This window comes from Chitinophaga ginsengisegetis, from assembly GCF_900168065.1.
Taxonomy (GTDB): domain Bacteria; phylum Bacteroidota; class Bacteroidia; order Chitinophagales; family Chitinophagaceae; genus Chitinophaga; species Chitinophaga ginsengisegetis.
This window is the reverse complement of record NZ_FUZZ01000009.1, coordinates 1-22,518: the sequence shown is the minus strand read 5'-3', so window position 1 is coordinate 22,518 and position 22,518 is coordinate 1. Positions and strand designations below refer to the sequence as shown.

Genomic DNA, 22,518 nt, shown 5'->3' with positions numbered 1-22,518 from the left:
ACCGTTGAACGGCTCCCTGTCTTCTATCAGTACCACCGATATACCAGGCTTTACCAGGCCGGCAAATTCATTTGTTGTCAGCACCAACCGGGTCTGACTATTATCCAGCAGATAATTCCTCCTTTCTTCAGGATAGGTAATATCAACCGGCAAATAGGCGCCACCGGCTTTCAGAATACCCAGCATGCCTACTACCATCTCTATCGAACGGTCCATCAAAAGACCTACTACGGCATCCGCTTTCACTCCACGCGCCGTTAGCTGCGCGGCCACCTGACCGGCCTGTTCATCCAGCTGTGCATAGGTAATAGCGACGCCTTCATATTGTACGGCTGTATTCCCAGGCCATTTTGTTACCTGTTCATCAAACAGATCAAGTATCGTTTTATCTTCAGGGTAGTGGCTGTTGGTATAGTCCAGGCTATCCAGCAAGCCTTTCTTTTCCACATCATCCAGGATATCTATCTCCCATAATTGCCGCGAAGGTTGCAGGAGCAAGCTACCCAACAACCTGGAAAAGCGTTGCATCATTAACTCAACAGAAGCCTGGTCGAAGTATTCCGAGTTATACAGCATCTTACCTTCAACCCCATCTTCTGATTGAAGCAGCAAAAGACTGAGATCATACTTGCCATACCCATAGTTGTTCTCGAATAAATCAATATGCAGATCGTCAATCCGGGGAATTTCGTAAGATTTATTTTCATACTGGAACAACACATCAAACAATGCTGTTCTGCTCATATCTTTTTCAGGAGCCAGATAGCTTACCAGCTTATCAAAAGGGATATCGCTATGCGACAGATCCGCATTAAACTGGTTGTTAAGCCTTGTCAGGTATTCCTGGAAACTATCTGAGGGAAATATCTGGCTACGTACAGGCAGCAGATTGGCCAACGGCCCTACAACGTCCTTTAATACGCCATTGTTCCTGCTATCAGTACTGGTACCAATAACAATTTCTTCGTGCTGAACATATTTATAGAGTAAGATTTTAAAAGCCGCCATTAAGATCAGCCGGGGTGAAATAAGCCGCTGCTCTGCATAACGCAGCACCTGGGAAGAAATGTGCTGAGATAAACTGACATCAATTGCCGCCCCTTTATAAATATGTACAGCAGACCGTGGACGGTCTGTTGGTAACTCCAATGCTTTAAGCCTTGTTCCCAACCGTTGTTTCCAGTAAGGGAAAAGATAAAAATACAATTTAGATAAGGGTCCCCGCTGCCATTCCGAAAACTGTGCATAGCGCAATCTCTCTGTTTCTTCCAGGAAAAGTTCCCCTTGTGATCTTCTGCGGTAGTTTTCTAAAATATCCCGCGCTACCTGTAACGTAGCGTGCCTGTCCACTACCAGGTGATGAAAAATGAGCAGCAGCTTATAGCTATCTGTGTCTGTTTCAAACAGCACGGCCCTTACCGGGGGGGTGGCCGGATCAAAAGGCTTGTCTCTTTCCGATGTAATTTCAGCTTCCAGGGAGCTGCCTTTGTGCCGGTGGGTCCTTTTTTCCAGCTGTATACCGGCATCATTTACAGGTTGCTGGAAGATGATGTCTTTCACCTCAACAAAACAGGTACGGAGTGCGGAATAATGTCTTATTACGCTATTAATACTTTCTTCCAGCCATTCAACATTCAACGTTCCTTTCAGGCCAATCTCTAAAGGAATATTATGATAAACGGGGCTTCCATTGTACAGGTAGTCCTTCTCGAATTTATCAATAAACCATAATCTTTCCTGGTGATAAGATGTGCGTACCAGGACTGACTCTGCCTGGGAAGCATGATTGCCGAACACCGTCAACTCATTGAATACCTGCAACCGCTCCTGTTCAGTGAGCAGCGGGATGTTTTGCAGGGAATTCCTGCTGTTCTGCGTAATCCTGGAAAGCAGGCTCAAAAAAACAGCCGTAATATTCTGAACAAAGTTGTAAGTGAACCTGCTATGATGATACCACACATCCAGCTTCTGGTCTTCTTCTGCATGAAAAGAAAAGTAAAGGTCCAGTGAGCAGCCATTGACATCGATTGGTAAAGCAATACCTTTCATACCCAAACCTACACCTGATATGCGTTTGATAGCCGGACTACCCGCCAGGATTCTTTCCAGCGGATACCTGGCGTGCCGGAAATCGCTGAATAAATTTTCCTTAACAGTGTTGACCAGCGTGCTAAAATCTGTGTCGGGGGCAATGTCAATACCCACGGGTATGATGCCTTTTCCTGCATCCTGTTTCTCTTCTTCCGAATAAGTATGGGTAAACAGCAATACTTTGCCGGTCGATGAATATTTTTGTATCAGTACTGACAGCGCAGACAACAGCACAATATGCTTCGCTTTATCTGACGAGGCAATACCGTTCAGGTTCCCGCTGACATGCCGGGGTATTTCCACTGTATAAACCCCATAGGTATTCCCTGAAGGCAGCTGCTGATCGTCGGTAGCGCCATCGAAGCAGTTTTCAGCCCTGAAGTTCTTTAATCGCTGCTTCCAGTAATTCCTGGCAGATATATTTTTGTTGGACTCTAAAGCTTTAATATTTAACATAGAATTTTCAGACATGGCCAGATACATTTTAGGGTAAAGCACATTGCAGCCAGGATAAACTGCGGCAAAGAGAGAGGGGTACCGGGTTAAAAATTGAAAGATATATCATCCTCCATCAGATCTATTGCCTGATCCGAGCTTTGAATGATACTGGCAAGATCTTCATCCAGCCTGCCCACCACGTTCTCCAGCAATGCTTTGAACTGTTGGGCCAGCAATATTATATCGGGTCTTGTAAAATAGTCAGAAGAATATTCGAAACGGAAAGTAAATGACTGATCGCTGTCATATACATACAGTGTCAGTGGATATTTGGAGCTGTTGTTTTCAAACGGGTATATAACAAACCCGTCTTGCTGCCGGTCCTTCCTGTCCTCAAAGTTCTGGAAAACGAAAGCCACATCAAAAAGGCTCTTAACCGGATTGATCCTGTTATTATTCAGCTCTCTTACAATATCTCCCAGATCATATATCTGCCTGCTGTTGGCTTGCAGCATATAATTATGTAATTCAGCGACTGCATCTTTAAACGGGGTATACGGATTTATCTGGTAGCGGACCGGCAGCATCTTCACGAACATGCCTACCACATTTTCTGTTTCCTCCTGCATTCTGCCGGAAGCAGCGGTTCCCACAACGATGTCTTCCTGGCCGGAAAGCTGGGAGAGGAACAAAAAATATACAGTAAAAAATCCTGAAAATGAGGTTACATGTTGTTCTTTCAGAAAATCAGTAAACGGCTTTAAAAGATCATTATCAATTTTGAGCGTAACATTTCCTCCATAATGAGATACTCCATCGATGATCTCTTTTGTTACAGGAAGCGTAAGTCTCGGTACACCGTCTTCAAATGTCTTCAGCCAAAACTCCCTGTGCGAGAGGTATTCTTCCGTAAGCCGGAATTTATGCTCCCATTCGGAATAGTCCTTATACTGTATTTCCAGTTCGGGCAGGTGCTTACCGTAATAGCTGTTCAAAAAGTCGTGATGAAGAATTTTCTTTGAGATGCCGTCACAGATGATGTGATGACAATCTATTACCAGTATTTTCCGGCCGCCTTCCTGGTGAATAAGTGTACAGCGGAAAAGGGGGGCTTTATCCAGTTCAAACGGAAGTATAAGTTTTAAAATAATATTATGAAGGTCGGGAGCAGATGTGGTAATATGCTCCAGGGAGAAATTTACTTTATCATGGAGATGCTGATAGAGCTCCCCATCCCTGATATGGAATTCGGTTCTCAGGCCATCATGTCTTTTCACAAGTGCATGCAGCGCCTGTTCAATTCTGTCCTGGTCGAATGATTGGGAAACATCCCAGGCCATAGGAAGATTATAGGACGTCACTTTTCTATCCAGCTGATAACTGGCATAAACACGGCGCTGGGCGGCAGAGGCATGATAGGCCGGCTTTACATCTGCTTTGGGTATAATTAATACATCATCCTTCATCAGTGATCCGACAAGGGTTGCCTGTTTCTTTATCGTAAGATTTTCAAACAGCTCACTTAAAGAAACCCTGACACCAAATTCTTTGAAGAGCCTGGATGACAATCTCATTATACTTAATGAATTTCCCCCAATGCGGTAAAAATTCTCATTAACAGATATCGATTTATCTGCTAAAATATCTTTCCATATCTCCAGTATTTTTTCTTCCAGTTCATTCTCCGGGACAGAAATTTCCCGGGTTACTATTTTACTTTGCAGCGCCTGGTAGTCTACCTTTCCGTTGCGTAACAACGGAAGCTCACTTATTTCTACAATGGACGCGGGCAGCATGGATGCAGGCATCAGTTCCTGCAAATGTTTCATGGCAGCGTCAGAAAGCTGTTGTGCATCTTCCTGAAAATTTTTCCTGGTGACATAGGCAACCAGTGTATCATCAATATTTTCTCCTGCATGCTTTGTCACTACTGCCTCCTTTATAAAGGGGCTTGTCAGAAGCATATACTCAATTTCATCCAGTTCAATCCTGATTCCTCTTATTTTCACCTGGCGGTCTTCCCGCCCAATCAGGTCTATATTTCCATCGGGCATCAACCGTGCCCTGTCTCCTGTTTTATAGATGGCAGTTTCGTCTCCGGCGGCAGTCCTGAAAGTCAGGAATTTCTGCGCAGTCAACTCCGGATTATTCAGGTATCCTTTTGTGAGATAAGCAGAAGCAATGTACAGATCGCCCACTATAAGCGGATCACAAGATTCCAGGTTCTCATCCAGGATCAACAGTGCTGCACCGTCCATAGCAGTACCCACTGAAATCCTTGCAGCGTTTACATCTTCTGGCGTAATCCGGTAGCAGGATTTTATCATGGTGGCTTCTGTTGGACCATACAAATTCACGAGTTGGATGCGGGCGCCAAACACCTCATACCATCCCCGCAATTCCAATGGGTTAATTCTTTCTCCCGACAGCAAACAATATTTCAGGTGCCGGAAAAGATCCGGTGATAATGCCGCTGAACTTATTATCCTGAACAAACTGGGTACACAATGAATATACTGTATACCAGCATCATTTATCCAGGCAACCATTTGTTCCGGCAATGAAATGTCCTGTTTAGGAGGCGGAATGCAGATCGTACCACCTGTCAGCAGCGGTGCAAGAATATCCCGGAGATATGCATCGAAGTAGGGACTGATGAACTGACTGAACCTGCTGCCTGCAGTAACCTGGAACGTGCCTGTTTCCCACTGCAAAAATTGTATCAGGCTACCGTTCCTGCCAACAATACCTTTAGGTATCCCGGAAGAGCCAGACGTAAAGTATACATATATACTGTCATTTTCCTGAAAGGCCGGGTAGTGCAACGGCTGCCCAATGTTGTCCGTGGTGGATGCCAGCAGTTCCTCCGCAAGGATAACCCGGGCGGAACAATAACTGCCAAACGTGGCGGCGATGTTGTCTGTGGTGGAAGTGATCAGAAAAGCAGGTTGCAGCTCATCCAGGACGGCCTGCATTCTTTTCCGGGGAAGCGATGCGTCGATAGGAACATACACGCATCTGGCATTGAATATGCCAATCATGGCATAAATATTCAGCAGCCTGTTGTCGGTAACCACCGCAACGATGGTGTCGGCCGGGCATGCCCGCTGTATAAAAAAGCTGGAGATTTTATCAGAGATGGATAACAACCTGGAGTATGATATTTTCTCCTCGTCTACTTCAATCGCAATTTTGCCTGCATGGGCACGCAGACTCTTGTTTAATTCCGCTTGTAGAATCATGATAAAATTATTATGGGAAAACAGATTTACAAACTTTCAGCAACATGGTATGTTGCGTCTGTAAAGAGAAGCGTGTGCTACAGCTTCAGGCAGGTTTGGCCTGGCATAGTCCCGGGTTAATAAAGTAATAAGGTTTCAGTTGAATATTCAGGCAAATATAGCTTCGCTAAAGGTTGTCACAAGTTACAGTTAACAACAAAACAAAAATAAGGACTTAATGAAAAGTATTTGCCTATCTTTTCACAATATAATTATTTACTTCAGGTTTTCGAAAATATTTTAATGCTTTTCTAATTTTTTTATATTCGCTTCCTGCTCAGCATGTTTCAATAATAGTCCTGCGATATCCCTGCGTCCATTCTTCTGCGCACATTCAACAGGAGACTCCCCTTTGCGGTTAACAGACGCCAGGCTGGCGCCGTTACGAAGCAAGGCATCAACGAAATTCACATGCCCCTTATCTACTGCGCGCATCAACAATGATTCGCCCTCAGCATCAGGCTGATCTATATCCACCCCTTTCTGCAGGAAGCGTTGCAGAAAAGATGACAACTCCGGAACACTAAACATATCAATGCCCTTTCCAATAGGAATGTCAAACCGGTGCCACCAGAAATTAACGCTGACGGACATATCAAGTGATAACACATTGTGCCACCAGCCTGTGGGTATATAAATAATATCACCCGGTTCAACAATGCAATGATAAGGCTGCGCCTGTAAAAAGAGTGGAAATTGTTCTACATCTGCATCATGCAGCTCCACTTCACTCATATGCCACTTACCCGGCAGCTGACTTGGATACAATAACGGTGTATCTTCCGGAGAAAATAACACCATATCTTTTCTTCCGCAAACCTGGTAAAAGAAATTATGACTGTTATCATAGTGCAGTCCTGAATCGCAACCGGCTCCTCCCATCCATAAATTTACCTTATCCAGGATGTCTCCATCCCGGATGAATGCAGGTATTTCAAGATCATCCATCAGCATTGGAAAGAATCCCGGTATTGATAGCTGCGCCAGGTAATAAGAGGTTCCCTTGCTGGCTGGTAAGGTAAATAAATCGGATACTTCATCGAAAGGGCCGCCGATCCACTTAACTTCCCGGATAGCATAGTTATAACTGCCCTTCTCCGTATAGGCCACCCGCACCGTGGTTGATCCGATCTTTTCCTTCAGATAATTAACTGACCATTTACTGAAGCAGGTGGTGCCTTCCAGGCCACCTTTGATTACTACCGGCTTCCTGTTATAGTAGAATGTATTAAAATCTGCGTCAGATAAAACGCTGACGGTGTCGATGTTTCCTGCGATTTTCATAGCATTATATATTTTGATGGTGATGAACAGGCGATTTCATAGTCCGCTTAAAGTTGGACTGACACTAAAAATATAAATCATGCAAAATGCCAAATGAGATAACGGTCATTAACAAATCATCTTCAAATGGCGCATTGACATAAAAACCTGGTTGTTTGTAAATATTGACAAGCCGCTGCACTTCTGCCGGATCAAAAACACCTTGTCTCTTAATTGTTTCAAAAGACAACAGTTCATTGATATACGCGATATTCCGTTGTATCAGGTAGGGACTTCCGGGCGCCACAAAACCAAATTTCTCCCGGTCCACCACCTTTTGCGGAACAAACCGCTCCGCCATTTTCTTCAGTATATATTTCTCCGTATAATCCTTTAATTTCAATTGAGCGGGTATCCTGGTAGAAAACTCTACCAGGTCTTTGTCCAGGAACGGATATCTTACTTCCACTGAATTCGCCAGCGCCATCCTGTCTCCGTGATCTGAGATCAGATGATCCACCAGCCGCAGCTTATAATCTATGTAGGCCCTTTTATGCAGCACATCCCTGTTCCTGATCCGGTCTGTATTCACAACAGGGTGCTGAAGACAGTCAATGTCGTCAAAAATGGCCCTGAGTTCTTCGGAATATAATTGCTTCTTCACTTTGTTAAACTGGAGAAAATCACGCTCGTAAAAAAAATTGCTGTCATTCCAGACATGATGCCTCAAGCGCTCTTCAGCCATCGTAGCCGGGCTTCCACCTCCGTTCTCCTGCCTCATTTTATCAAAACGGTAACCCACATAGCCGGCAAACAATTCATCCGAACCTTCACCGGATAATATGACCTTTACCCCTGCCCCACCCGCAGCCTCAGATAAGGAAAGCGAAGCTGTATTATAGGTTTCCTTTACAGGACATTCACAATGATACACCGCATGTTTCAGGCGCTGGCTTATATCATCATAAAAAAAAGTCTTCTGGCTCAGCCGGGCATTGGCACGATCCGCCACCAACCGCTGGTACATTGACTCTGACAAACCGGATTCCACGAAATCTATTGAAAACGCATCTATGTGCATAGAAGGCTGCAGGTGTCGCATCTTCATCAGGATCATGGAAGAATCCAGTCCCCCGCTGAGATAGAGTCCAACAGGAACATCGGAGCGTAAGCGCAATTTTAAGGAAGCCTCGAACAGCGACTCCAGCTGGTCAATATACCATGCTTCATGCTGAACCGGGATGTCTGCATGCTGTTCGGGATAAACAAGGTCCCAGTATTCGTGTTTTGTCAAACTTCCGCTGGCACCAATTTCCAGGTAGTGTCCGTTCTCCAGGCTGTAAATATCCCGGAACATGGTTCTGGGGCTAATTAATCCTGCAAACGTCAATACCTGGTCAAGCCCTACAAAATCCACCTGGCGTGGAGCATCCGGATGTTTTAAAATGGCTTTTATCTCCGATCCGAAAATGAAACTGTTACCCGTTTTTGTATAGAAGAAAGGAATAATACCCATATGATCCCTGGCACAGAAAAGCGAGCCGGACTTCTTGTCATAAAGTGCAAAAGCAAACTGTCCATTGAGCATATTCAAAAATTCCATGCCGTATTCCTCATACAAATGAACGATTACCTCCACATCGGAACCGGTGGCAAAACGATGCCCTTTCTCCATCAATTCCTTCCTGATTTCAATGTAATTGAATATCTCCCCATTGCATATAAGTACAACAGAGTTGTCCTCATTGTGAATGGGCTGCATCCCGTTTTCCAATCCAATAATACTTAACCGGCTAAATCCGAAGGCAAGGTTTCCGGACACCAGCGTGTCCTGTGCATCCGGCCCCCTATGGATCAACTGCGCATTCATGTGCTGAACAATAGCCTGATCATTTCCGGATGCCGGGCGTTTAAAATTTATAAATCCGCAGATACCACACATTTGCTGAAGAATTTAATTTTTTGTGAGTTTAAATAGAAATGCCAACAGGTACATTCAGGATTTTTTCATATTTATATCCAGGATACGACCATGGGGATTATTGAGAACATTCACCAGGATATTCTGGTAGTACCGCATAAATATCTGAATAGTGGCATGTTCATACAACTCTCTACTGTACACAAATACAATGCGGATACCTTCTCCCTTATCGGGGTATACTTCCGCTTTGAGTTCGTACTGGGTTAGTCTCCGTTCCTTCCTCGTGTCTATTGTAGTGAACGCCAGCTGATCCAGCTCCACCTCATTGTCAAGAAAGTTTGCATAGGAAAAATGAATATGAATAAGCTTTTCATGTTTATCTCTTTTTATCAGCGACAACATCTCATCAAATTGAAAATCCTGGTTGTCAAATGCATTTAGAACGCAATCCTTCACCGCTGCTAAAAATCTGTCATATGGCAATTCCCTTTCTACCTGCACTCTCAGTGGCAGCTCATTTACAAATGTGCCGACTATATCGCGAAAGTCAGGTCTGTTCCTGCCAATTGTGTCAGACCCGACTATCATATCGGTATTACCCGACACCCTTGCTAACAGGATATAATACACGGAGAGCAGGAACATAAATTCCGATACGTTTACACTGGCAGTAAATTCCCTGATCCGGGCATAAAGTTCATGATCAAGTACCAGCTCGCTGCTGGCGGCGGTGTAAACAGTCACTTTATCCCTGTTCATCATCACCGGCAGATCGGGAGCACGCAGCTCACCAGACAACTGCCTCTTCCAGAATTCCCTTTGAGCCGTATGCGCACCTCCATCAGCGTGCTGCCATACTGCGTAGTCGATATACCTGTAGGGGAGATGTTTCAGTTCTTCACCCTTATACGCCAACTTAAATTCATTCATTAAAATGTTAAGTGAAATGCCATCACACACAATATGATGTATGTCAATCAACAAAATATTCCCCAATCTTTCGTCCTCTAACAGACCTACTCTTAGCAGCGGAGGGCTGGACAAATCATGCGGTTTGACAAAATCAGCCAACGCGGCGGCGGCATCGTTATATTTCCCTGCGTCCAGCCTGGAAATCCTGAACGTTACCACTTCTTCCACTTGTTGAACCACTATATCATCTGCAATAAACAGGCAGGTTCTCAATGCTTCATGCCGCCGGATCAGGTATTCAAACGTCTTCTGTAATTTGTCAGGATCTATCTCCCCTTCCAGCTTGTAGGCACTGTTGATGTTATAAGCAAGGCTGTCTCTCCGGGACACCTGTTCATAATACAACCGGCGCTGCGCCGCAGAAGCCGGGTAAAAAGGTTCTTCACCAGCTCTTATAAAAGCAGGCAGGAGATTTCTATGATGGTTCTCAATAAGGCTGGTAAGCCCTCTTACGGTGGGATGTTCGAAAATATCCCTTAAAGTAACTACCGAAGAAAATGTACTGTTAATGGCGTTAATTAAGCGATGGGCGATAATGGAGTGTCCGCCGATAGCGAAGAAGTTGTCTTCCACCCCCACATTATTTTTCTCCAGGTGCAAAACGTCCGCCCAAACTACGATCATTTTTTCCTCCATTGCATTCGCCGGCGGCGCATATCCTTCTGATGGCAGGAATTCAGGATCCGGCAAAGCCTTCCTGTCCAATTTACCGCTGGCTGTCAGCGGCATCTGTTCCAGCTGTACGAAAGCCCCCGGGATCATATAACCAGGCAACTGTCCTTTCAAAAAGTCTCTTAACTGGGTTTCATTGATCTGATCTCCTGCAGTATAATAAGCTACCAGGATTTTGTCGTTTCCTCTTTCTTTTACGGTCACCGCTACCTCTTTCAGCATACCTGGTAAAAGCAGTTGATTTTCTATTTCCCCGGGTTCTATCCTGATCCCCCTCACCTTTACCTGGTTATCGATCCTGCACAAAAACTCCACATTACCATCGGGAGTCCATCTTGCAAGGTCTCCTGTTTTATAAATCCTTTCCCCTTTTATAACAGGGTGCTGTATAAATTTTGAATCTGTCAGCTCCGGATTATTCAGGTATCCCCTGGCCAGCCCCGCACCTGCTATGTGCAGTTCACCGGCAACTCCTACCGGTGCAGGTTTACCATTTGCAGTGAGTATATATAGCCTGGTGTTATCAATGGGCTTACCTATCGGCACAGGCTTCGATGTTTCCTCCATCGTGCAGTTGTAGTGCGTAACGTCCACCGTTGCCTCTGTAGGACCGTATAAATTAATCAGTGAGCTGCCACAATTCCTGAATAAAGAATCCCGGAACATGCCAACATGTTCGGCCTTCAACTCCTCCCCACTTGAAAATACCTGTTTCAGGGTATGCAGGCGGGTAAAATCGAATGAGGCATCCAGCACCGGGAGAAAGGCACTCAACATAGATGGAACAAAATGTATGGTTGTCACGCCATTTTCGGATATGGCGGCAACTATTTTCGCGGGTTCCTTTTCTGCTCCCGGCTCCAGCAGGCAAAGCGAAGCACCGGTAAATGCCCACCAGAAGAGTTCCCAAACGGAAACATCAAATACCAGCGGCGTTTTCTGCAGCAGCACACTCTCTTCCCGGAGCGGGTATTCCTTTTGCATCCAGTATAGGCGGTTGATAACTGAATGATGTTCAATCATCACCCCTTTGGGTTTTCCGGTAGAACCAGATGTAAATATAATATAGGCAAGATCCTGACCTGATAACCCCGCATTTTCAAATCCGGCCTGTTGTGAAAGTATCTCAGGAATTACCCTGTTCAGATCCAGCAGCTGGTAATCACTGCTGCATTGCATGTCGCCGGAAGGATTCCAGGCCAATACCATGTGAATACCTGCGTCTTTTAAAACAGATTTTATCCTTTGCGCAGGATGGCCCGGATCAACCGGAACATACACACCACCAGCTTTAAGGATACCAAATACAGCCGGTATCAGCCACTCATTGCGATCCATCATTACCCCAACCAGCTCTCCTTTCTTCAGACCTTTTACTTCACTCAGGTAACGGGCTGTTTTGTCAACTCTTTCCTGGAGTTCCAGGTAAGTATTGCTCCCATTATGAAAACGAAGCGCAATATTATCCGGCGTTTTTCTCACCTGCTCATCAAATACCGCGGTAATGGTCTTATTGGGGTAGGCTGTGGCGGTATCATTAAACCGGTGAAGCAGCAGGTGCTGCTCATCAGGGGGAACCATTTCAATGTTTGCCAGGCTGATGTTGACATTATTGACTACCTCATTGATTATCTGCTGAAAATAGCCTGCCCATCTTTCAATCGTCTGCCTTTCAAATAAATCTGCCGCATACTCAAACTCAAAAGTAAATATGGACTGGTGTTCTGTCACTAATAGAGAGAGGTCGAATTTGGAAATTTCCTTTGTTGCTTTGAGCCTCGACAATTTCATCCCTGGCAGTGAAAACTCCTGTTGTTCAAAGTTCTGCACCGCCATAAAAACATCAAACAGGGGATTACGGCCGCTGCTCCTATCTATCTCCAGGTCTCTTACCAGCATTTCATAATCCCAGTCCTGGTGATCGAAAGCCTCAATTGCTGTTGATTTTATCTCCTGCAGGAAGTCCCGGAAAGAGCGATCCTCACGGGGAAAGTTTCTCAATGCAATCGTATTGACAAAGGGGCCAATTGTCCTTTCCACGTCTTCGTGAAACCTGCCGGAAGTTGGAGTACCTACTACGATATCTTCCTGGTTCGTCAGTTTACTGAGCAGAATATTATACACAGCCAGCAGCAGCATGAATATAGTAGTATGCTCCTCCCTGGCTATACTCCTCAGCCTGGCCGACTGCAGTTCATCTAACTGAAAAATGACTGCGCTTCCTTTATAGGTCTTATGAAGCGGTCTTGAAAAATTGTACGGCAGATCGATCACCGGGGGAACGGGCGAAAATTTATTACTCCAGAACACCCGCTGCTGCTGTACTTGCTCTTCCTTTATCTTATTCTGTTGCCATTCCGCATAATCTTTATACTGCAATCTCACCCCGGGCAACAGCTGATCATTATACAGGGAGAGGAATTCCTGCATAAGCACACTGTTGGATATTCCATCAGAAATGATGTGATGAATATCTACAATCAGTATTTTTTCCACCTCAGATTCAAAAAGCCCCACCCTGATAAGAGGGGCGTGCTTCAGGTCGAAGGGCCGGATAAATCCCTGTACCTTTGTCTGCATATCGTTGTGCTCCTGCTTATAGTGTTCTATGGAAAAAACGGGTGCCGCCAACACGCTTTGCACTATTTCTCCATCCACCACGTCAAATTGTGTCCGTAAAGCTTCATGCCTGCCAATCAGCTGCCTGAAGCTATCCTCCAGCTTCAGCACATCTAACGCACCCACAATCCTAACGCCCTGCGGCATATTGTAAGCAAGGGAAGTCCTGTTCATTTCATGGAGAAAATAAAGCCGTTTCTGAACAGCCGACAGCCGGTAACAGCCGGTACCGGACATTATGCGAACAGGAGGCGCCACCTCACCTGAACGTACTGAACTGAAAAAGTCAAGTATCTCTGGCTTCCGGCGCCTGATAGATGCAATAATTTCCTGTGTAAGGGCCGCCTTATCGCCACGAACTTTTACATCGTTATCAGCAACAGAGATTACAATGTTATTCTCTTTTCTTAACCGGGTGATGTACTCATCTATTCTCATAACGATATTTCAATTACGTCATCATCGCCTTCGAACGCATGTTCGGCCGGCAGTATGGTGCCAATATAAGATGCAAGCTCCGCTATGGTCTGTCTGACAAAAACTTCTTTTAGCGCAATCCGTATCCCCAAAGTTTTATTCAGCCTGTTTAACATGGTAATTGCTTTCAAAGAATGTCCTCCAAGCTCAAAAAAGCTTGTTCTTACCCCTATCTGTTGCTCATCCAGTTTCAGCACTTCTGCCCAGATGATCACCAGCGCTCTTTCCACGTCATCTGCAGGCGCTGCAAAATCCATTGTTTGTTGTATTTCAGGAGGAGGCAGTGCATTGCGGTCCACCTTTCCGTTGGAAGACAGGGGGAACCGATCCAGTTGAATCAGGTACGCTGGAAGCATATATCCCGGCAATAGGGTGCTTAAATATTTTCTCAGGTCTGATTTATCTGTTTCCTGTCCGGTAACATAATACGCACATAAAAAAGGCGCTGCACCATTGTCGCTTCTCACCATGACCACTGCATCTGTTATGCCATCATACCGGAGAATATTATGTTTCAGGTCATCCGGCTCAATACGTATACCGCGTATTTTAATCTGCTGGTCTGTACGACCCAGAATTTCAAGTTTGCCATCTTCATGCAGGCGACCAATATCCCCTGTTCTGTATATCAGGTCATTGTTGCTTACAGCAAACGGATTTTGTATAAACAGGGCATTGGATATCCCGGTATCCACGAGGTATCCGGCGGTTCTATATGGCGTACGTATATATACTTCTCCCCTTACTTTTTCCGGACAAACGTTCAATGTATCGTCCAGTACCATAAACTGGGCTCCCGGCATAGCAGTTACAGGTATGAAGGAAGCAAGGTGGTCTGCTGGTTTGATAAAATAAAATCCTTTTACCAGTGTTGTTTCTGTAGCACCATAGAGATTGATCAGCTGAATACTGTCTCCAAACCTGGCATACCAGTCACTCAACTCATAGGGCAAAATCTTTTCGCCGGCCAGCAATATCCATTCCAGCTGGCGGAAAACCGGTCCGGACAGATCGCCTGTGTTAATCAGTTTGAAAAGACTGGGAACACAATGAATCAGGTTTATCCGCTCGCGCTCTATCCAGGCAATGAGGCTATCTCCGTCGGCAAAGACGTCTTCATCCGGAATACAAAGCGTACCACCGGAACAAAGCGCCACGAAAATATCTCTCATGGATGCATCGAATCCCGGACTGGTGAACTGACTGATCCTGCAGGACTGCTTTACTTTCAATGTACTGATTTCCCAACCGATGAAATGCGAAAGGCTTCCGTTCCTGCCCGCCACTCCTTTAGGGGTACCGGTTGTGCCGGAGGTAAAGTAAGCATATATAATATCCTCTATTGTATAATCGTTTGCCCGCTCAAACAGTGAAGAAGCACACTCAGCTTCCTCTCCGGTAACAGACAGCCACTCCGGGCAGCCGGCAAAAGGTAACTGCGCTACCACCTCTGATTCCTGATCAGTGAGGATCAATTTCATTTGCACACTGTTCACCATTGCAGCCAGCCGGTGATCCGGCAAAGCCGGATCCAGTGGTACAAATGCCAGCCTGGCTTTTAAGAGTGCTACCATCGAACATACCTGCAGGTATTTATTCCGGCAAAAAACACCCACAAATGAACCGGGCACTAACCTCAACGACGAAATAGTATTGGCGATTCTGTTGATGGTTGATTCCATTTCCGCATAGGAATGCGCAACGCCGTTATATACTACCGCATCGTTCAGGGCATGTTGACGGAATGATGTGTGGAGTCGTTCCTGTATGGTCATCCTGCCATGCGCTACTTCTATGTCAGCTGAAAACGTTGCTTTCATCGCGGCCTCAGCCGCCTCATCGAACACACTGATACTGCTCAGAGCGGACGACGGACGGGTAGCGATACTGTGAATAATATGTTCCAGCCCACTGAGCACCTGGTCAATAGTAGCCTGATCGTATCTGTGCTGGTTAAAATCGAGTTGTATGGTAAAGTCATTTTGCGGCAGTATGCGTACAATAAGGTTATAATTGGTTTTAACATTATAGGCTGCGGAGATGATATCAAAGCCTTTCCCGTCCTTCTCTGCAGCTGACATGTCTTCCAGCTGCCTGGCAACAGGGTAATTTTCAAATACCATGATATGATCTATCAGTTTTCTGCCCAACTTACTGAAAGACTGAAGTTCTGATAAGGAATGGTAGTGATACTGCTCGCTCCGGAGGTCGTCCTCCTGCGCTACCTTCAGCAATTCGCTCAAACTGCAGTTCTGGTCTAATTTAAGCCTGACAGGGACTGTATTAATAAATAATCCAACCATGGTTTCCACCCCTTCAATCTCCGCAGGGCGACCTGAAACCACCGCGCCATAAACCACATCTTTCACATTGTTAAAGCGGGCAAGCAGGATACCCCATGCCACTCTTATAATGGTGTTAATTGTTACACCATATCCGGCCGAAACCTTCGCCAGTGATGCGACCACTTCCTGTGGCAGCTTTAACTCACTGATCAGGTGACTGCCCTGCACCATTTCACCGGCAGCAATTTCTTTTTCAGGTAAACGTGCCAGCAGATCGTATCCTTCCAGGTAAGTTTTCCAGTAATGCGCAGATTCGTTCCTGTCTCTGCTCTCCAGCCAGTCTATATACCGGGAATATGGTTTAACAGCAGCATTAATAAGGCATTCACTTAATTGCAGCTTCGTATAAATTTCGTTGAAGTCCTTTACGATAATACCAATACACCAGCCATCCATCAGTATATGATGGTGACTCCATATCAATTCATATTTCCTGTAACCAGTTTGGAGCACGGTCAGTCGCATCAGCATATCTTTCTGCAACAGGAAAGGTTTCAACCTGTCGTGGTTCCGGTAGGCTTCCACAACCTGCTCCCTGCCCGATTCCAGGCATTCATCCTGCACGTCGTGATAATGGAAGTCCATCTTCCTTTCTTTTAGTACTACCTGCAGCGGGCGATGGTACCGGTCATGTAAAAACTGTGTCCGTAGCACTGCGTAACGTGCGACCAGCACATTCATGGCCGATTCAACCGCAGCAATATCCAGCTCCCCTTCAATATGAATAACAGTTTGACCATGATAATCCTCTGCATCAGGATTTAATAACGAGTGAAACAAAATTCCTTCCTGTGTGGGAGACAGCGGATAAATATCTTCCACCTCCTGCTGCTCCTGTAGTTCGTCCAGCAGACCTGCCGGGATACTCTTGCAGGTAAGTTCCGAAGGACACAGTAATAGCCTTTGTCCGGAGCCGCAGTAATCAATTATCTCACCTAAGCATTCCCTGTACGCATTCATGAACGAGCTTATCGTATCCGGACGGTACTGTGATGTGCTATAGTTCAGCTGTACCTGTAACTGGCCGGAGCTGATCATTGCAACAATATCCCAATCATACAATCGCACATCTTCCGGCGAGATCGTTTCTCCGTGAGGATCCGAAGATATCTTATAAGATCTGCCCGCAATATCACTATCGAACTGGCCCAGGTAGTTAAACGTGATTCCGCCGCCTTTCTCCTGCCCTTCCGGACCTGGCCTGCGCTGCTGCATGAGCAGATAGTCCATTCCTCCGTTCGGAACATTTCTGAGTGTTTCCCGGATATCGCGGATCAGTACACCCAGGTTATCGCTGTTGCTGGTTAGTACTACGGGGTAGATACTCGTAAACCAGCCTATAGTGCGGCTCACATTGACCGTACCACCAATATCCGAACGGCCGTGACCTTCCATGTCAATGCGTAGTACCGGCGCCGCATACTGCCGGCGCATACTCAGGTAAAGAGCGGCTAACAATATATCATTTACCTGCAAATGTTGCGCATGGTGTATTAGCTTCATGGTAATGTTACTGTCTAAGGCAAAAACCTCACGATGTATGGATGCCTGTATTCCCCGGCCACCTGGATAATCTTTAGGTAAATGGAAGACCGGTTGTTCATCGATCCGGAACCAATGCCTGCAGGCTGACCGGAAGACCTCACTTTCCGCATACGGCAACAAAGCAGCGGACCATTGCTGAAAGGCGTCCGTCTTCAACGGTAGTGATAAGGTCTCCCCCTGCGCAGCCTGACGATATAATGTTTCGATATCCTCGAACAGTATCCGCCAGGAAACACCATCGATTACCAGGTGATGAATAATCAACACCAGGCGACTGCCGTCCGGTACATGAAACAGCCCGAGCTTTAACAACGGGCCCGTGACAAGGTTGATACCCGATTGAAGGGCATTACAATGTGATATGAAATCGGCCTGCCAGTCATCTTTCCGGTACAGGTCAACCACCTCCAGTGATACTGGCATACCAGTATCCTGGTTGCGCTGAACCACTGTACCCTCCTGTTCTTCAAACACCATACGCAATGCATCATGATGATCCATCAGCTTCCCGAATATTTTAAGCACCCGGTCTGCGGCCAGCTGTTCTGGGAAGTGAAGCACCACCGACTGGTTAAAGTGATGCTTTTGTTCCAGCGGGCTATCGAAGAACCATTGCTGGATCGGCGTCAACCCAACTTTCCCGGATACCGCTGCCTGAGAAGAGATAGCGGACAAACGTCTCAGTTTCAACGACAACTCACGGATAGTCTGACTGCCGAAGATATCCCTGATTGTTGTTTCATATCCTGCGGAACGAAGACGCGAGGTAATTTGTATGGATTTGATAGAATCGCCACCCAATGAAAAGAAGTTGTCGGTAACGCTTACCTGCGCGATGCCCAGTACACTTAACCATATTTCTGACAGCAGTTTCTCTTCCGGCGTAACGGCTGGTAAAAAAGCTCCTGATGATGAAACTTCAGGATCAGGCAAACCACGCCTGTTTATTTTTCCGTTCGGAGTTAAAGGCATGGATTCCAGTTGCACAAACAAGGCAGGAATCATATAATCCGGCAGCCGTTGCTGCAGGAAAGTACGCAATGAAGCCGCGGGAACAGGTGAAGCCGATACGTAATACGCAATCAGGGATTTTGTTCCATTCAATTCCCTGATAATTACCGCCGCTCCCTGAACCTGTTCATGTTCCAGCAGGCAGTTCTCGATTTCTCCCAGTTCTATTCTGAACCCACGCAACTTTATCTGGTTGTCTATTCTGCCCAGGAACTCGATGTTACCATCAGGCAGCCACACGCCAAAATCGCCTGTTCTATACATTAATCCCGACCCGCTGATGGTATCGGGTAAAAATTTCGTGCTGGTCAGATCGTTATTATTCAGGTATCCTTTTGACACACCGATACCTGCAATACAAATTTCTCCTTTTACCCCAGGCGGTTGCAACTGTTGACGACTATCCAGTATGTATAACAGGGTATTGTCTACCGGCTTCCCGATCGGTATAATGTGATTCTTCTGTACATCATAATCTTCCACTACATAGTAGGACACTACATCCGTACATTCGGTAGGACCGTAAGAGTTCATGACCTTTGCCTGGAAGTGGCCGGATTTTATCCAGCCGGCAAAAGCACCCATATTGATATTCTCTCCTCCTAATACAACATATCTGATGTGTTTGAGGCGATCATATTCATTGGGAGCACATTCTTCCAGTAAAGGATAAAAGGCTGCAGGCGCACAATTTACCACGGTTACTTTTTCAGCCGCTATTGTAGCTGACATTTTAAGATAATCATGCTGTATCTCCTCCGCCAAAGTCAACCTCGCTCCTGTTACTAAAGGGGCGAAAAAGTTCTTCTGTGCCAGGTCAAAAGCGATTGGGGCTATCAGCAGAAAGTTATCCGCTGTGGTTGTATCCAGCGCCCTCACATACCAGTTCACCAGATTTAGGAACGAAATATTTTTAATGGCGGCACCTTTCGGGTTTCCGGTAGACCCCGAGGTATAAATCACGTAAAACAGATCGTCGGCAGAAGCCCGTGGGAAAGTCCCGGTCACAGGAACATCCTTTATGCTTTGTTCCAGTGCATCATACCGCAAAATGTTTGTATCAGTTATGCTATATACGCCTTCTTCCGGAATATCAGTAATCAGTACTTTCATTTTGCTATCCCTGGCCATAAACCTGATCCTTTCAACAGGTGTTTTTGGATCAATCGGAAGATAGCAGGCGCCCGACCGTAGAATTCCCATGATAGTAAACACCAGGCGTTCCGATTTTTGCATCAGTACCCCTACCACGTGATTTACGCCAATACCATGCTCTTTATTCAGGCACAGTCCGATCCGACGGGCTTTGTGCATTAGTTCAAGGTATGTCACGGCTATGTTACCAGATGTGACTGCAATATTATCCGGCGTTTTTGCGACCTGTTTTTCGAACAGTGAAATAATATTTTCTTCCTGATCAATGTCAACAGCGGAATCATTGAATTCAACCAGCAACTGATCTGTTTCCGTTTGATTCATCAGGTTGCCTGTAATTACCAGGGACTGGGGAGACGTTACAATATTATTCAGTGCGCTTTCAAAATATTGAATGAACCGTTGAATAAAGGTTTGTTTGAATTTCTGTGTCGAGTAGTTTATGCTGATTTCAAAATTCCCATTCCTCGTACTGATGTTAAAATCGAGATCGGTATTTGTAACTGCATAAGATTTGATATCCAGGTCGGCGGATATCGCTGCGGGAGCATTCCTGTCAGTCTCGTATAAAGCCTCATTGTAAATATGGAAATCCACATAATTGAAGATCGAATCAAATAGCGGGTTTTCATTAAATCCTGCGCGGTCAATGAGTTTAAGTATATCAAATAATGACAACTGCTGATACCTGCCAACATCAGTCATCTTTTTATCGACCAGCTGCAGCAATCCGTTCCAGGAAAGCTCATTGGGGAACCTGAACCTGTAAGGCACTGTATTCAGGAAGCAGCCCAGTACCTGGTCTCCGCCTTCTTCCGCGGGGCGGTTGCTGGATACCAGTCCTACAATTACCTCGTCGTTATAAGTAAACATCTTCAGGACGGCCAGGTAAGCCGACACCAGGATTGTTTTTATACCAATCCCTTTATCCCTGGAAAAGGAGGTCAGTCTTTCATATAGCTCGCCTGAAAGCCGTTGCTGTTCCTGTCCTACACTATGCCGTTTTACATGCCCTGTATCTGCCAGTTCCTGTTTGGCGACATCATGCAATTCCTCCTGCCAGTACTGGGATATCGCCTTATTACGTTTGGCAAGCAGTTCCTGTATCACATAATGTTTATAGGAAACGTTGATGGCTGCCGGGCGGAATGAGCGGTCCGCCAATAATTTCAGATAAGTGTTATTGAGTTCCGTCATGAATGAGGCAACACTCCATCCATCCATAATCGAATGGTGACATACCCATACCAGGAAATAATTTTCGGAAGACAACCTGAAAATATTCATTCTCCAGAGAGGAGGCTGTTCATAATTAAAGGGCGCCTGCCTGTCGGACGCCATAAATTCAATTACAGTGGATTGCTGCTCATTTTTTTCCAGGTGTGAGATATCAGAGAAACGGATAGCTGCATCAATGTGTTTGTACACAACATGCAACGGCACTTCATAATCACTCATATTGAAGGCAGCCCGGAGTACTCCATGCTTTTCAACCATCAACTGCAAGGCCCGCTGAAACAAATCCGCGTTGAATGAGATATAGCGAACATTGAATGTACTCTGATCATGATACAAAGCGCCTTCACTGGCAGACAGAGAATGATAGATCATTCCTTTTTCGATATCACTCATCGGAAAAACTTCCGCCACATTTTCACGGTCCATAAACCTGGCATTCAGCTCATCCAGCTCCTGCATAACCTGGCTGGCAGCAGCAACAGCAAGAGGCTCCTGCTGCTTTGTTTCCAACCGTTTAGCCAACAGGGAGATTGTAGGACATTCAAATATGTCGATTAACCCGATACCCGTGGCGGCCCGTTTCCTGATGGCAGGCAGCAGCCTTATCGCCTTGATGGAATCGCCTCCTATAGCAAAGAAATTATCTGTTAAAGAGATGGCACGCGTACCAAGTACTTCTTCCCACGCATCCAGCATTATTTTCTCACTTTCTGTTTCGGGTGAAGTACCGCCATCCTGTTTTCCAGCCCCCGGCACGGGTAACGCTGCTTTGTCAAGCTTGCCGTTCGAGGTTAGCGGGAAGTGATCCAGGTAAACAAAGTAAGAAGGGACCATGTAGTCCGGTATTTTCTCCAACAGGTAGGTGTGCAATGCGGTACTGCTTATTTCCTCCTCAGCAGTATAATAAGCCACCAGGTATTTGTCATCTTCCTTTTCACGGGCTTCCACCACCACTTCGCCAATACGGCTGTTACCTGATAAGGCATACGCTATTTCGCCCAGCTCTATACGGAAACCCCGTAACTGTACCTGGTGGTCTTTCCTGCCAAGGTATTCAATTTCACCACCCGGCAGCAGACGGCCAAGATCGCCGGTGCGGTAAAGCCGACCACCGGTTTTATACGGATCCTGGACAAACTTTGCAGATGTTAACGCTTCGTTGCCCAGGTACCCCCTCGAAACGCCAGATCCGCCTACGTATAACTCTCCGGTAATGCCTGCCGGAACCAGCCGCTGATGCTCATCCAGCAGGTAGACTGATAAAGTAGGGATAGGTTTGCCGATGTTGCTGATATTACTGCCGATCTCTTTTTCTGTGATCTCTTTATAGGTAACATGCACCGTCGTTTCTGTAATCCCGTACATATTAATCAGCTTAACACCAGGATACATCTCCCGCCACGAATGCAATTTCCCCGGGCTCAGTGCTTCTCCCCCGAAAATAACATAGCGTAAAGACAGCCCCGTTACAGACAATTGCAAAAGA

The 22,518-nt window shown here is 45.8% G+C and carries 6 protein-coding genes; all 6 read right to left on the bottom strand.

Going from position 1 to position 22,518, the window contains the following annotated elements; genetic code table 11:
- Positions 1-2,547 (bottom strand): condensation domain-containing protein (locus B5Z18_RS32215; protein WP_159454511.1); only part of this gene is annotated, 2,547 nt, incomplete at its 3' end.
- Positions 2,548-2,633: 86 nt separating this feature from the next.
- A complete protein-coding gene (locus tag B5Z18_RS32210; RefSeq protein WP_079473702.1) occupies positions 2,634-5,771 on the bottom strand; it encodes a non-ribosomal peptide synthetase in 3,138 nt (1,045 codons plus the stop codon).
- 279 nt (positions 5,772-6,050) lie between these two features.
- Entirely contained in the window at positions 6,051-7,094 is a 1,044-nt protein-coding gene (locus tag B5Z18_RS32205) for a cupin-like domain-containing protein (RefSeq protein WP_079473701.1), read from the bottom strand.
- A 64-nt stretch (positions 7,095-7,158) separates the two neighbouring features.
- Positions 7,159-9,015 carry an asparagine synthase (glutamine-hydrolyzing) gene (asnB, locus tag B5Z18_RS32200; RefSeq protein WP_079473700.1) on the bottom strand — a complete coding sequence of 619 codons (1,857 nt, stop codon included), beginning with the start codon at positions 9,013-9,015 and terminating at the stop codon, positions 7,159-7,161.
- Positions 9,016-9,069: 54 nt separating this feature from the next.
- Entirely contained in the window at positions 9,070-13,698 is a 4,629-nt protein-coding gene (locus tag B5Z18_RS32195; protein ID WP_079473699.1) for a non-ribosomal peptide synthetase, read from the bottom strand.
- Complete coding sequence (locus B5Z18_RS32190) at positions 13,695-22,508, bottom strand: non-ribosomal peptide synthetase (protein ID WP_262488126.1); 8,814 nt, start codon at positions 22,506-22,508, stop codon at positions 13,695-13,697. Before B5Z18_RS32190 ends, B5Z18_RS32195 begins: the two co-directional genes overlap by 4 nt.
- Between the last annotated feature and the right edge of the window lie 10 nt (positions 22,509-22,518).